This is a genomic window from Streptomyces olivaceus, assembly GCF_000721235.1.
Classification (GTDB): domain Bacteria; phylum Actinomycetota; class Actinomycetes; order Streptomycetales; family Streptomycetaceae; genus Streptomyces; species Streptomyces olivaceus.
In genome coordinates this window covers 69,121-82,996 of record NZ_JOFH01000014.1, presented here as the reverse complement: position 1 = coordinate 82,996, position 13,876 = coordinate 69,121, and the positions used below count along the sequence as shown (strand labels likewise).

Annotated in this window: 10 protein-coding genes and 2 pseudogenes; 6 read left to right on the top strand and 6 right to left on the bottom strand. The window is 72.6% G+C overall.

Annotated features, from left to right (window positions below):
• Positions 1–46: 46 nt before the first annotated feature.
• Together IG94_RS38650 and IG94_RS44345 are read right to left on the bottom strand one after the other, a co-directional pair.
• Positions 47–893: pseudogene (locus IG94_RS38650) on the bottom strand (ABC transporter permease).
• A pseudogene (locus tag IG94_RS44345) lies at positions 890–1,910 on the bottom strand (ATP-binding cassette domain-containing protein). Before IG94_RS44345 ends, IG94_RS38650 begins: the two co-directional pseudogenes overlap by 4 nt.
• 162 nt (positions 1,911–2,072) lie before the next feature.
• On the opposite strand from IG94_RS44345, the gene IG94_RS0116325 reads away from it, so the two are divergent.
• Positions 2,073–3,056 (top strand): NAD(P)H-quinone oxidoreductase, encoded by a 984-nt coding sequence (locus tag IG94_RS0116325; RefSeq protein ID WP_031036410.1) that lies wholly within the window; start codon positions 2,073–2,075, stop codon positions 3,054–3,056.
• A gap of 61 nt (positions 3,057–3,117) precedes the next feature.
• Here the strand turns inward: IG94_RS0116325 and IG94_RS43520 are convergent, their stop codons facing one another.
• Positions 3,118–3,900, bottom strand: a complete 783-nt coding sequence (locus tag IG94_RS43520) for a hypothetical protein (RefSeq protein WP_224326356.1) — start codon at positions 3,898–3,900, stop codon at positions 3,118–3,120.
• A gap of 209 nt (positions 3,901–4,109) precedes the next feature.
• Here IG94_RS43520 and IG94_RS0116315 point away from each other — a divergent pair, with 209 nt between their 5' ends.
• Positions 4,110–4,649 (top strand): bacterial proteasome activator family protein, encoded by a 540-nt coding sequence (locus IG94_RS0116315; RefSeq protein WP_031036398.1) that lies wholly within the window; start codon positions 4,110–4,112, stop codon positions 4,647–4,649.
• A gap of 213 nt (positions 4,650–4,862) precedes the next feature.
• Here IG94_RS0116315 and IG94_RS0116310 read toward each other — a convergent pair whose 3' ends face one another.
• Positions 4,863–6,518 (bottom strand): protein kinase domain-containing protein, encoded by a 1,656-nt coding sequence (locus IG94_RS0116310; RefSeq protein WP_031036389.1) that lies wholly within the window; start codon positions 6,516–6,518, stop codon positions 4,863–4,865.
• A 349-nt stretch (positions 6,519–6,867) separates the two neighbouring features.
• Between IG94_RS0116310 and IG94_RS0116305 the strand changes: the two genes are divergently transcribed.
• Entirely contained in the window at positions 6,868–8,481 is a 1,614-nt protein-coding gene (locus IG94_RS0116305) for a protein kinase domain-containing protein (protein ID WP_043483784.1), read from the top strand.
• 100 nt (positions 8,482–8,581) lie between these two features.
• Here IG94_RS0116305 and IG94_RS0116300 read toward each other — a convergent pair whose 3' ends face one another.
• Positions 8,582–8,992, bottom strand: coding sequence for a pyridoxamine 5'-phosphate oxidase family protein (locus IG94_RS0116300; RefSeq protein ID WP_031036384.1), 411 nt, complete (start codon positions 8,990–8,992; stop codon positions 8,582–8,584).
• A 121-nt stretch (positions 8,993–9,113) separates the two neighbouring features.
• Positions 9,114–9,770 carry a response regulator gene (locus tag IG94_RS0116295; protein WP_031036382.1) on the bottom strand — a complete coding sequence of 219 codons (657 nt, stop codon included), beginning with the start codon at positions 9,768–9,770 and terminating at the stop codon, positions 9,114–9,116.
• A 323-nt stretch (positions 9,771–10,093) separates the two neighbouring features.
• Here IG94_RS0116295 and pdhA point away from each other — a divergent pair, with 323 nt between their 5' ends.
• From pdhA to IG94_RS0116280, 3 genes are read left to right on the top strand one after another with little or no spacing between them, the layout of a single operon-like run.
• Positions 10,094–11,404 (top strand): pyruvate dehydrogenase (acetyl-transferring) E1 component subunit alpha, encoded by a 1,311-nt coding sequence (gene pdhA, locus IG94_RS0116290; protein WP_031036379.1) that lies wholly within the window; start codon positions 10,094–10,096, stop codon positions 11,402–11,404.
• Between the two features lie 16 nt (positions 11,405–11,420).
• Positions 11,421–12,386: an alpha-ketoacid dehydrogenase subunit beta gene (locus IG94_RS0116285; RefSeq protein WP_031036370.1), complete on the top strand. Its 966-nt coding sequence runs from the start codon at positions 11,421–11,423 to the stop codon at positions 12,384–12,386.
• Positions 12,387–12,396: 10 nt separating this feature from the next.
• Positions 12,397–13,827 (top strand): dihydrolipoamide acetyltransferase family protein, encoded by a 1,431-nt coding sequence (locus IG94_RS0116280; protein WP_031036368.1) that lies wholly within the window; start codon positions 12,397–12,399, stop codon positions 13,825–13,827.
• The last annotated feature ends 49 nt before the right edge of the window (positions 13,828–13,876 follow it).

Here is a 13,876-nt window from a genome sequence, read left to right as displayed (position 1 = left end):
CCCCGCGACTGACGCCGGCGCCGCTCGCGACCGTCCCGCCGTCGCTCTACTTGCGGTTGTAGAGCCGCATCGTGACCGGGCCGAAGACCAGCAGGAGCGCGCCCGCCCAGCCCAGTGTCCAGGCGATCTCGACGCCCGGCCAGCCACCCGCCATCAGGCCGCGCACCGCGGACGCGAGGTGGGTGATCGGGCTGTTGTTGACGAAGACCTGGAGCCAGCCCGGCATGGTCCTCGGGTCGACGAAGACGTTGGACAGGAAGGTGAGCGGGAAGATCACCATCATGCACGCTCATGACCGACTTCTCGGTGCGCAGCATCAGCCCGAACATCGTCCAGATCCACGAGAACGCGAACGAGAAGAGCAGCAGCAGCGCGATCCCGGCGACCACGCCGACGAACCCGCCGTCGGGCCGGTAGCCGAGCAGCAGTCCGACCGAGAGCATCACGACGGACGCGATGGTGTACCGCAGGGCGTCGCCGAGGAGGTAGCCGACCATCGCCGAGGGCCGCCAGATCGGCAGCGAGCGGATGCGGTCGAAGAAGCCCTTCTCGATGTCGATGTTCACCGAGACCCCGGTGTACATCGTGATCATCACGACCGACATCACGAGGATGCCCGGCAGCACGAACTGGATGTAGTCGGTGGGCGAACCCGCCAGCGCACCGCCGAAGAGGTACGTGAACATCAGCAGGTTCATGATCGGGAAGGCGGTGACGTCGAACAACTGCTCCGGCACGTGCTTGATCTTGAGGATCGCGCGCCAGCCGAAGGCCAGGGACGCGGACAGGGCGCCGGGCCGCGGCGGCCGCTCCCCGGCGACCAGGAGGGCCGCCAGCGATTCGGTGCTGACCGAGGAGAGTTCGCCGCCGCGGGTGCTCGTGGCCGTGCTCATGCCGTGACCTCGTCCTTCGTGTCGGTGCCGGAGCCGCCCTCCGCGGCGCTCCGGCCGGTGCCGGTGTCGTGCCCGGTCAGTGCCAGGAAGACCTCGTCGAGGCTGGGCTGCCCCAGGGAGAAGCTGTCGACGGTGATCCCGGCCCGGGCCAGCTCGGCGAGCGCCTTGGCGGCCTGGTCGGCGGCGGTGTCACTGGCCGCCGCCCCGAGGCGCGCGGTCAGGGCCACCGGGTCGGGCTCCGGCTGCACCTCGGCGATCAGCAGATCCCGCAGTACCCGCTCGGCCTCCGGCCGCTCCCGGGCCTCCCGAAGCCGCAGATGGACGGAGCCTGCGCCGACGGAGGCCTTCAGCTCGCCCTTGGTGCCCTCCGCGATCACCCGGCCCTGGTCGATGACCGCGATCCGGGAGGCCAGCTGGTCGGCCTCGTCCAGGTACTGCGTGGTCAGCAGCACCGTCGTACCCTGGGCGACGACCGCCCGCACGATGTCCCACACCTGGTTGCGGCTGCGCGGGTCGAGGCCGGTGGTCGGCTCGTCGAGGAAGAGCAGGTCGGGGGTGTTCAGGATGGACGCGGCGATGTCGATGCGCCGGCGCATGCCGCCGGAGTAGTGCTTGACCTGCTTGGCCGCCGCCTCGGTCAGCCCGAAGGCGGCCAGCAGCTGCTCGCTCCGCTCGCGCGCCGCCGCCTTGCCGTGCCCCAGGAGCCGGCCCAGCAGGACCAGGTTCTCGGTGCCGGTGAGGTCCTCGTCGACGGACGCGTACTGGCCGGTGAGGCTCACCCGGCCGCGTACCGCGTCCGCCTCGCGCACGACGTCGTGACCGAAGACGCGGGCCCGGCCGCAGGAGGGTGGCGAGCATCCTCACCGTGGTGGTCTTGCCCGCGCCGTTCGGACCGAGGACGCCGTAGACCGTGCCGGCGGGCACCGCCAGGTCCACCCCGTCCACGGCCCGGGTCTCGCCGAACGTCTTCACCAGTCCCGCGGTCTCGATCGCGAGTCCGGACGTGTGCGTGCTCATGGCTGGTGGTCCTTCCGCGTTCTTGGGATACGCATGGGGAGACCTTTACCGTCCCGCAAACTCATCGGTCGTGCGAAGGGATTTCCGCGGACGGCCCCGACGCCGCAGGTCCCCGGCCCGGGGACCGACGGGGGCCGGGGACAGAGGAGTAGCGTCGCCTCCATGCATGCGATCACGATTCCCGAACCCGGAGGCCCCGAGGCGCTGGTGTGGGCCGAGGTCCCCGACCCGCAGCCCGGCGAGGGCGAGGTCCTGGTCGAGGTGGCGGCCAGCGCCGTCAACCGCGCCGACATCATGCAGCGCCAGGGCTACTACGACCCGCCGCCCGGCGCGTCCGCGTACCCCGGTCTGGAGTGCTCCGGCCGGGTCGCCGCCCTCGGCCCCGGCGTGTCGGGCTGGTCCGTCGGCGACGAGGTGTGCGCGCTGCTCGCGGGCGGCGGCTACGCCGAGAAGGTCGCCGTCCCGTCCGGACAGCTGCTGCCGGTGCCCCAGGGTCTCGGCCTCAAGGAGGCGGCGGCCCTGCCCGAGGTGGTCTGCACCGTCTGGTCGAACGTCTTCATGGTCGCCCACCTGCGCCCCGGCGAGACGCTGCTCGTGCACGGCGGCTCCAGCGGCATCGGCACCATGGCGATCCAGCTCGCCAAGGCGGTCGGCGCGAAGGTCGCCGTCACGGCGGGCACCAAGGAGAAGCTGGAGCGCTGCGCCGAGCTGGGCGCCGACATCCTGATCAACTACCGCGAGCAGGACTTCGTCGCCGAGGTGAAGGACGCGACGGGCGGCAACGGCGCCGACGTCGTCCTCGACAACATGGGCGCCAAGTACCTGGACCGCAACGTCCGGGCGCTCGCGGTGAACGGCCGGCTCGCGATCATCGGCATGCAGGGCGGCCGGAAGGGCGAGCTGGACATCGGCACGCTCCTCGCCAAGCGCGCCGCCGTCAGCGCGACCTCGCTGCGCGCCCGCCCGCTGGAGGAGAAGGCGGCCATCGTCGCCGCCGTGCGCGAGCACGTCTGGCCGCTGTTCGCCGGGGGCCACATCCGCCCGGTCGTCGACCGGGAACTGCCGATGAGCCGGGCCGGGGACGGGCACCGGGTGGTGGAGGAGAGCGGCCACATCGGCAAGGTGCTGCTGGTCACCGCCTCGTAGCAGCGCGGCCGGCCGGGCAGACGCCGGTCCCGCCCGTGCCGCTGCCCCGGCGCCGGGCCGACTACCCCCGGCGCAGCCGCAGGCCCACGAAGGCCAGGGCAAGACCGAGGCCGATGAGGACCAGCCCGCTGCCGAGGGGCAGGACCCGCAGTACCGGCTCGGCGACCCCTCGCGTGGAGGAGCCCTCCTGCGGCCGGGCCGAGGACGGGGACGAGGAGCGCGCCGGGGTGGCTTCCCCGGGCGGCACGGCGACGGCCCGGTCCTCGGCCGGCGCCACGTCGTCGCCGTTGCCGTCGCCGTCACCGCCGGTCCCGTGCCCGGTGCCCGCGTCCGTGCCGTCCTCCCCCGTTCCCCGCCCCTCGGCACGGCCGGGCCGCCCCTTCTCCTCGTCCGGCCCGTCACCCGGCCGCGGCCACGAGGGGCCGGCGGACGTGCCGGACGCCGAGGGCGAGGGCGTCGCGGAACCACGCCCGGCGCCGCTGCCCGGCCCGGCGTCCGCGGCGGGAGGGGAGGCGGGTCCGGCGTCGTCGGGACGGTCGGGGCGGTGGGGGATGTCCCCGGGGGCCGGGCGTTCGTGGCCGTCGGGGCGGTCGGGGCCGTCCGTACGCTGCTGCTCGCTCTGCCCGTCCTGCCCGCCGGAAACCTCCGCGTCGTCGTCCCTCACCGGCTCTCGGCCGGGTGCCGCCCCCGAAGCCTCCGGCGACGGCACGGCCTCCACCACCGCGCCCGCCGGACCGCTCCCGGCGCCGTGCGCCGCCCCTGACCCGTGCGGTGCCACCACGGCGCCGAGGGCCAGCGCTCCCACCAGCCCTGTCGCCCGCAGTGTGCGCAGCCATGGAGTCACGCCCGTGGCCCCTCCCGATGTGATGATCAGTGGATCCTCGTGACGCCCCTGACGCTCCGGGACGGAGGACGGCCGGTCGCGAGACTCGACGGCACAAGCCTCGCACTCATCCGCCATTCCGGCATTCCGGACTGGGCCGAACGTGAAGAGGTCCCTTCGGGCGGGGGGCACCGCCCGGTCGCGGCCGCCCGGTGCGCGACAATGGCGGCATGGAGATGCCGAGGAACGACAGGTCGCCGGAGAACCCTCAGATCCTGGTCGTCGGCCAGGACGGAATGGCGCTCGGCGGCGGCGGTGACGAAGACTCCCGCGAGATCCCCGTGACCGACCAGGTGGAGCAGCCCGCCAAGGTCATGCGGATCGGCAGCATGATCAAGCAGTTGCTGGAAGAGGTGCGCGTCGCGCCGCTGGACGAGGCGAGCCGGGCCCGGCTCAAGGAGATCCACGCCAGTTCGGTGAAGGAGCTGGAGGACGGCCTGGCCCCCGAGCTGGTCGAGGAGCTGGAGCGGCTCTCCCTGCCCTTCACGGACGGCGCCACCCCTACCGACGCCGAGCTGCGGATCGCGCAGGCACAGCTGGTCGGCTGGCTGGAGGGCCTGTTCCACGGCATCCAGACCACGCTGTTCGCCCAGCAGATGGCCGCGCGTGCCCAGCTGGAGTCGATGCGCCGCGCGCTCCCGCCGGGCGCCGGCGGGGAGGGCGAGGAGCCCCCGCACCCGGGCGGCCGCTCCGGCGGCCCCTACTTGTAGACGTGTCCCACCCTGTAAACGTGCCCCACCTGTAGACGTGCCCCACCTGTAGGCGTGCCCCGGCCTCCGGGCCTGTCCCGGCCGGGGCCGTCCCGTTCCGGCCGGGGCCGTCCCGTTCCGGCCGGGGCCCTCCCGTTCCGGCCGGGGCCGTCCCGACATCGCGAAGGGCCCGGCAGCATCCGCTGCCGGGCCCTTCGTCCGTCTCTCAGCCCCTCATCCGCCGGCCGGGTTGCCCGTCGAGACCTTGAGCTGGATCTCCGGCATGTCCTCGGGGTCGACGTCGGTGCCGGCCGCGGGGAACTGGTCCTGGACCGAGCCCTCGCCGTAGGTGTTCTCGTCGACGTCGACGACCTTCATCCGCCAGCCCGCCGCGTTGAAGCACTCCTTGACGGAGCCGATGTACTTGAACTGGAAGTTGGGCACCTGGATCTTCTCGGGGTCGTTGTACGACTCGTCCGGCTCGGTGCACTTGTCGTCGTCGATCGTCTTCGTCTTGTCCGGCCCGCGGTAGTCCGCCGCCTTCGACGCCGACGCGGAGGCGCCGGGGGAGCCGCCGCCGGCCTCGGGGTCCTCGTCGCCGCTCCCGTTCATCAGCAGCGCGGCGATCAGTCCGCCGACCGCCAGGACGGCGACCACGGCCGAGCCGATGATCACCGGCTTGTTGCTTTTGCCGCCGCCCGCAGAGCCGGACGCCGGGCCCGACGGTGCCAGGTTGTACGGCGGCGGTGTGGCCGCGCCCTGCTGGTGGCCGTACTGCGCCGGGGCGGGCGTCTGGTAGCCGCCGCCCTGCTGCGGATAGCCGTAGGCGGGCGGGTGTGTGGCGGGCGGCGGGGTGCCGTACGGGTTCGGGACCGGCGTCGGCTGGTACGGCGTCTGGACGGGGCCCGTCGGCGCCGGGGTGCCCTGGCCGACGGGCGGGAACACCGCGGAGCCGACACCGGCGCCGTTCGACGTGCTCGCGCCCGGCACGATGCTTGGCGGGGCCGCCTGGAAGGAGGCGGCCACGCGCAGGCACTCGTCCCGCATGGCCTCGGCGCTCGGGAAGCGTTCGTTGGGGTTCTTCTTCAGCGCGCGGGCCACCAGCGCGTCCACGGCCGGGGGCAGCGCGCTGTTCACGGAGGAGGGGGCGACCGGCTCCTCCTGCACGTGCGCGTAGGCGATCGCCAGCGGCGAGTCCGCGTCGAACGGCAGGCGCCCGGTGACCAGTTGGAACAGCATGATGCCGACCGAGTACAGGTCGGAGCGGGCGTCCACGCCGCGGCCGAGGGCCTGTTCGGGAGAGAGGTACTGCGGGGTGCCGACGACCATGCCGGTCTGCGTCATCGAGGTCACGCCGGACTGCATGGCGCGGGCGATGCCGAAGTCCATGACCTTGACCACACCGCGCTTGGTCATCATCACGTTGCCCGGCTTGATGTCGCGGTGGACCAGGCCCATCTCGTGGCTGATCTCCAGCGCCGCCAGCACGTCCGCGGTGATCTTCAGCGCCTTGTCGGCGGGCATCGCGCCCTGCTGCCGCACGTCCTCGTCGAGCACCGAGCCCAGCGGCCGGCCCTCCACGTACTCCATGACGATGTACGGCGTCGTCAGGGAGTCCAGCTCGTCCTCGCCGGTGTCGAAGACCGAGACGATGTTGGTGTGCGTGAGCTTGGCCACGGCCTGGGCCTCGCGGCGGAAGCGCTCGCGGAAGGCCTGCTCGCGGCCCAGCTCGGTGTGGAGTGTCTTGATCGCGACCTGGCGGTCGAGGACCGAGTCGTACGCCAGGTGCACGGAGGCCATGCCGCCCTCGCCGAGCAAGTCGCGCAGCTGGTAGCGGCCGCCGGCGAGCGCCCGCCCCGCGTACCGGCCCTGTCCGGCGTCCTGGCTCATGTCTCTGCGTCCCCCGTAGGCGCCGCAACGCCGGTGGCAGCGGTACGCGCGCTCGTGATCGAAAGTGCTATTCCCGGCCAAGTCTGCCCCAGGGCACTGACACGTCAAGCGTGGTGCCCGATCCGTGACCGTACGCGAAAGAAGCGTCGCGCAAGCGTTACAGCCGCCGCAGTGCCGGTGCACAGAATTTGCACGACAGTACGGAACCAGGGTTTCATGACCGGTCCGTCTGATGTCCGGTCCCGGCGCCCATCCCGGACCGGAGGCCCCCGCTGAGGCTGTAGCGTGGCCGACGGAGACCCCGTAACAACACCGCGCGTACCGCGGGCAGAAACGACGGCGAGGACTGATGGCACAGCAGCAGCGCGCCCAGGGCCCGTCCGAACCCGAGGCATCTGGCGGCGGTATGTCTGACGCGCCGGAGAACTGGGGCAACGGAGGCCTGGTCGGCGACGGCCGTTACCGGCTGACCCGCAGACTCGGGCGGGGCGGCATGGCCGAGGTGTTCGCCGCGGAGGACGTCCGCCTCGGGCGCACCGTGGCGGTCAAGCTGCTCCGGGCCGACCTGGCCGAAGACCCTGTCTCCAAGGCGCGGTTCACGCGCGAGGCGCAGTCGGTGGCGGGCCTCAACCACCATGCCATCGTGGCCGTGTACGACTCCGGCGAGGACGTCGCCGGCGGCCAGTCCGTGCCGTACATCGTGATGGAGATCGTCGAGGGCCGCACCATCCGCGACCTCCTCCTCAACGCCGAGGCGCCCGGCCCCGAACAGGCGCTGATCATCGTCTCCGGCGTCCTGGAGGCGCTGGCCTACTCGCACCAGCACGGCATCGTGCACCGCGACATCAAGCCGGCCAACGTCATCATCACCAACGCCGGCGCGGTCAAGGTGATGGACTTCGGCATCGCGCGCGCCCTGCACGGCGCCCAGTCGACGATGACGCAGACCGGCATGGTCATGGGCACCCCGCAGTACCTCTCCCCGGAGCAGGCCCTCGGCAAGGCCGTCGACCACCGCTCCGACCTGTACGCGACGGGCTGCCTGCTCTACGAACTCCTCGCGCTGCGCCCGCCGTTCACCGGCGAGACCCCGCTGTCGGTGGTCTACCAGCACGTCCAGGACATCCCGACGCCCCCGTCCGAGGTCTCCGACGCCACCCCGCCGGAGCTGGACGGCCTGGTGATGCGCTCGCTGGCCAAGGAGCCCGACGACCGTTTCCAGACCGCCGAGGAGATGCGCGGCCTGGTCCAGTACGGGCTGCAGATGCTCTACGAGCAGGGCGGCCACACCGGCACCTGGAACACCGGCCCGGTCGCCGCGCACGACGGCCGGCACACGCCCGCCGCCGGGCTCGCGGGCACCACGGCGCTGCCCCACCCCGGCCACGGCGCGTCCGGCACCCAGCAGATCCCCCAGCCGATCCTGCCGGGCCGCTACGGCGGCGACGACGGCGGCTTCGAGGGTGGCGGCAACAGGGGCAGCGGCCGCGGCAAGCTGTGGATACTGGCCGTCCTCGCGGTGATCGCCGTCGCCGCGGGCGTCGCGCTGGCTCTGAACAACTCCGGCGACGGCAAGGGCGGCGGCGACCCGGACAAGAGCCCGTCGGCGACCACCTCGCAGAGCACCGGCACGGAGTCGCCCAGCTCCTCGCCCAGCGACGAGGCGACGGAGGAGACCACCGACCCGGGCACCGAGCAGGGCTCGGGCGGGGCGGGGACCGGTGGGGACTGGGACCCGTCGTGGACGCCGTCGTACACGCCGTCGCACTCGCAGACGCAGGGCCCGACCAACGAGCCGACCGGCGGCGAGACGGAACCGACGACGCCGCCCGAGGAGACGTCGGGCGACGGCGAGACCGATCCGGGCGGTGGCGGCGAGTCCCCGCCGGGCGACGGGGAGACCGCGCCGGGCGGCAGTACCGAGGGCCAGGGCGGCGCCACCGGCGACACCGGGAACGAGTGACCGAAATCATCCCCCACGCGCGCGTGCGGTCCGGAAACGGGCTTCACGCGCGCGTCGCGTTCTCCGCCTACGCGGGACCGGCCGCGCCGTCGTCCGTGAACTACGCGGGACCGGTCGCGCCGTCGTCCGTGAAGTGCACCGTGCCGAACTGCGGGTCGACGCGCAGGTAGGCGGGCTCGTACGGCTCGCCGTCCACCCTGCTCGGCGCGGGACCGAACAGCTCCAGCTCGGCGGCGGTCGGCTCATGGGCCTCGCACCGGCCCACGACCTGCACGGTCCACAGGCCCTCGCCGGACCGGGCGGAGGTCAGGTTGTCCGCCCCGTAGGCGACGACGCTGCCGGCGCACACCCGGTGGTATCCCCAGCTCCTGGGCATGCGCAGCAGGACCCGGCCGTCGGCCACGACGTGCCGCGCGAGGGCGAGGAAGGGCAGGGCGCGCATGGTGGTGGCCGCCCGGCCGTAGGCGGTGCGGCCGAGGAGGCCGACGGCGAGCTGTTCGTCGGAGGGCATGGCCTCACTGTGCGGGGGCGGGGGAACGGGCCGCCAGAGTCGCCCGCCCCGGCAGGAGGGGACGTAAGTCCCGAGTAAGTCCCCGGCCGCCGGGCCCCGCGGGCCGGGCACCGGCGGCCGGTCAGTGCTTTCCGGCCTCCAGGCGGGCCACGAAGGCGGCCGCCTGGGAGCGCCGCTGCATGCCGAGCTTGGCCAGCAGACTCGACACGTAGTTCTTGATCGTCTTCTCCGCCAGGTGCAGCCGCTCGCCGATCGCGCGGTTGGTCAGCCCCTCGCCGATCAGGTCGAGGATGCGGCGCTCCTGGTCGGTGAGGCGGGCCAGCCGGTCGTCGGTCTTCGTCCCGCCGTCGCGCAGCCGCTCCAGCACGCGCGCGGTGGCCGACGGGTCGAGCAGCGACTTCCCCGCCGCCACCTCCCGTACGGCGCCCAGCAGCTCGGCGCCGCGGATGTCCTTGAGGACGTAGCCGGAGGCGCCCGCCATGATCGCGTCGAAGAGCGCCTCGTCGTCGGAGAAGGAGGTCAGCATGAGGCAGCGGACGGAGTCGTCCAGGGAGCGGATGTCGCGGCACACCTCCACGCCGCTGCCGTCCGGCAGCCGGACGTCGAGGACCGCGACGTCCGGACGGACGGCCGGGACGCGGGCCCGGGCGTCGGCAGCCGTGCCGGCCTCGCCCACCACCTCGATGTCGGCCTCGCCGGAGAGCAGATCGTGCACCCCGCGGCGGACCACCTCGTGGTCGTCGAGGAGGAATACCCGGATTTTTCCGTCTTCGCGCACGCGCTCAGTGTCACACACCGACTCTTCCCGTGCCCGGGGTGGCCGGGATAACGTGCCGTTGTTCCGGCCCCCTGCGAGGCTGTGACCAGGACACCTTCCCGACTTCGCCGATTTACTTGGAAATCCGAGTAAAAACGCAGGTCAGGAGGGGTTTCACAGAAATGTGGAGCACTGGGTAACGTGCTGTTCGCAGGGCGCTCGCCGGGGCACCTGTCACGCCTGTTGCCGACCGGGCCGCACCCACCCTTGTGCGTCCGCCGGGCCGCAGGTGAGCCGCACTGGCTTCCGGCGAACCCGGGGGCCGGACCGACGGAGGAGCACACGTGACCGACAGCACTGCCGCGCGCAAGCCGCGACGCAGCGCCGGAAGCAAGGCGGCCGGGACCACCGGCACCAAGGCGGCCGGAACCACCGGCGGCAAGGCGGCCGGAACCACCGGCACCAAGGCGGCCGGGACCACCACCACCGGCGGCAAGGCCGGCGCCGGAGCCAAGCGCACCACGCGCACCACCCGTACCGCTGCCAAGAAGGGCTCCGAGACGGAGCTGGTGCAGCTGCTGACGCCCGAGGGCGAGCGCGTCGAGCCCACCGGGAAGGCGCCCTACGCCGAGTACGCCGGGTACGTCGCCGGCATCACCCCCGACGAGCTGCGCGGCCTGTACCGCGACATGGTGCTCACCCGGCGCTTCGACGCCGAGGCCACCGCCCTGCAGCGCCAGGGCGAGCTGGGCCTGTGGGCCTCGCTGCTCGGCCAGGAGGCCGCCCAGATCGGCTCCGGCCGCGCCACCCGCGAGGACGACTACGTCTTCCCGACCTACCGCGAGCACGGCGTCGCCTGGTGCCGCGGGGTGGACCCGACCAACCTCCTCGGCATGTTCCGCGGTGTGAACCACGGCGGCTGGGACCCGAACAGCAACAACTTCCACCTGTACACGATCGTCATCGGCTCGCAGGCGCTGCACGCCACCGGTTACGCCATGGGTGTCGCCAAGGACGGCGCGGACTCCGGCGTGATCGCGTACTTCGGCGACGGCGCCTCCAGCCAGGGCGACGTGAACGAGGCGTTCAACTTCGCCGCCGTCTACAACGCGCCCGTGGTGTTCTTCTGCCAGAACAACCAGTGGGCGATCTCCGAGTCCAACGAGAAGCAGACCCGCGTGCCGCTCTACCAGCGCGCCCAGGGCTTCGGCTTCCCCGGCGTCCGGGTCGACGGCAACGACGTCCTCGCCTCCCTCGCGGTCACCCGCTGGGCCCTGGACCGCGCCCGGCGCGGCGAGGGACCCGCGCTGATCGAGGCGTACACGTACCGCATGGGCGCCCACACCACTTCGGACGACCCCTCCCGCTACCGGCACGACGACGAGCGTGCCGCCTGGGAGGCGAAGGACCCGATCCTGCGCCTTCGCCGTCATCTGGAGTCCGCACACCACGCGGACGAGGGGTTCTTCGCGGAACTGGAGACGGAGAGCGAGGCGTTGGGCAAACGAGTGCGCGAGGTGGTCCGTGCCATGCCGGACCCGGACCGTCTCGCCCTTTTCGAGCACGTGTACGCGGACGGGCACGCGCTCGTCGACGAGGAGCGGGTCCAGTTCGCCGCCTACCAGGCGTCGTTCGCAGAGTCCGAGGGGGTCTGACATGGCTGCGGAGAAGATGGCGGTGGCCAAGGCGATCAACGAATCGCTGCGCCGTGCACTGGAGTCGGACCCCAAGGTCCTGATCATGGGTGAGGACGTCGGCAAGCTCGGCGGTGTCTTCCGGGTCACCGACGGCCTGCAGAAGGACTTCGGCGAGGACCGGGTCGTCGACACCCCGCTGGCCGAGTCCGGCATCGTCGGCACCGCCATCGGCCTGGCCCTGCGCGGCTACCGGCCGGTGGTGGAGATCCAGTTCGACGGCTTCGTCTTCCCGGCCTACGACCAGATCGTCACCCAGCTGGCGAAGATGCACGCCCGTTCGCTGGGCAAGGTGAAGATGCCGGTCGTCCTCCGCATCCCCTACGGCGGCGGCATCGGCGCGGTCGAGCACCACTCCGAGTCCCCCGAGGCGCTGTTCGCGCACGTGGCGGGCCTGAAGGTGGTCAGCCCCTCCAACGCGGCCGACGCGTACTGGATGATGCAGCAGGCCATCCAGAGCGACGACCCGGTGATCTACTTCGAGCCCAAGCGCCGCTACTGGGACAAGGGCGAGGTGGACAAGGACGCCATCCCCGGCCCGCTGCACACCGCGCGGGTGGTGCGTGAGGGCACCGACCTCACGCTGGCGGCCTACGGTCCGATGGTGAAGCTCTGCCAGGAGGTCGCCGACGCGGCGGCCGAGGAGGGCCGCTCCCTGGAGGTCGTCGACCTGCGCTCGATCTCGCCGCTCGACTTCGACACCGTCCAGGCGTCGGTGGAGAAGACCCGCCGCCTGGTCGTGGTCCACGAGGCGCCGGTGTTCCTCGGCTCGGGCGCGGAGATCGCCGCCCGGATCACGGAGCGCTGCTTCTACCACCTGGAGGCCCCGGTGCTGAGGGTCGGCGGCTACCACGCGCCGTACCCGCCGGCGCGCCTGGAGGAGGAGTACCTGCCCGACCTGGACCGGGTGCTGGACGCCGTCGACCGCTCGCTGGCGTACTGAGGAGGGGAGTGTGACGACGATGACGGACAGTTCCGTGCGCGAGTTCAAGATGCCCGACGTGGGCGAGGGGCTCACCGAGGCCGAGATCCTCAAGTGGTACGTCGAACCCGGTGACACCGTCACCGACGGGCAGGTGGTGTGCGAGGTCGAGACGGCCAAGGCCGCCGTCGAACTGCCCATCCCCTACGACGGCGTGGTCCGCGCGCTGCACTTCCCCGAGGGCAGCACCGTCGACGTGGGCACGTCGATCATCGCGGTGGGCGTCGGGGACGGTGCGGCGGCCGCCGCGGAGCCGGTGCAGGAGGCCGTCGCGGACACGCCGGCCACCACCGGGGCAGAGGAGCCCAAGCCCGAGGGCCGCCAGCCGGTCCTGGTCGGGTACGGGGTGTCGACCTCCTCGACCAGGCGTCGCCCGCGCAAGGGCGCGAAGGATCCGGCCGCCGCACAGGACGCGTCGGCGGCGATCCAGGCCGAGATGAACGGTCACGGACCGTCGGCCCCGGCCGCACCGGCCGCCCCGTCCGCCGGGGACCGCCCGCTGGCCAAGCCGCCGGTGCGCAAGCTCGCCAAGGACCTCGGCGTCGACCTGGCGACCGTGGTGCCCTCCGGCCCGGACGGCGTCATCACGCGCGAGGACGTCCACGCGGCCGTGGCACCCGCCCCCGGGGAGGCGCCCGGCGCCGCCCCCGCGGCCGTCGCGCCCGCCCCGTCCCCGGCGGCACCGGCGTCGTACGACACGGCGCGCGAGACCCGCGTCCCGGTCAAGGGCGTCCGCAGGGCGACCGCGGCGGCGATGGTCGGCTCGGCGTTCACGGCTCCGCACGTCACCGAGTTCGTCACGGTCGACGTGACGCGCACGATGAAGCTGGTCGAGGCGCTGAAGCAGGACAAGGAGTACACGGGCCTGCGGGTGAACCCGCTGCTGCTGATCTCCAAGGCCCTGCTGGTCGCGATCAGGCGCAATCCCGAGATCAACGCCTCCTGGGACGAGGCCGCCCAGGAGATCGTGGTCAAGCACTACGTCAACCTGGGCATCGCCGCGGCCACCCCGCGTGGCCTGATCGTCCCGAACATCAAGGACGCCCAGGCCCAGACGCTGCCCCAGCTGGCGGGCTCCCTGGGCGAGCTGGTGTCGACCGCCAGGGAGGGCAGGACCTCCCCGGCGGCCATGCAGGGCGGCACGGTGACCATCACCAACGTCGGCGTCTTCGGCGTCGACACCGGCACGCCGATCCTCAACCCGGGCGAGTCCGCGATCCTCGCGGTCGGCGCGATCAAGCTCCAGCCCTGGGTCCACAAGGGCAAGGTGAAGCCGCGTCAGGTCACCACCCTCGCCCTGAGCTTCGACCACCGCCTGGTCGACGGCGAGCTGGGCTCCAAGGTCCTGGCCGACGTGGCGGCGGTCCTGGAGCAGCCGAAGCGGCTGATCAGTTGGGCGTGAGGGCCGCGAACGAGTAGATTCATGACGGGAGGGGCGCCGCAAGTTGAAG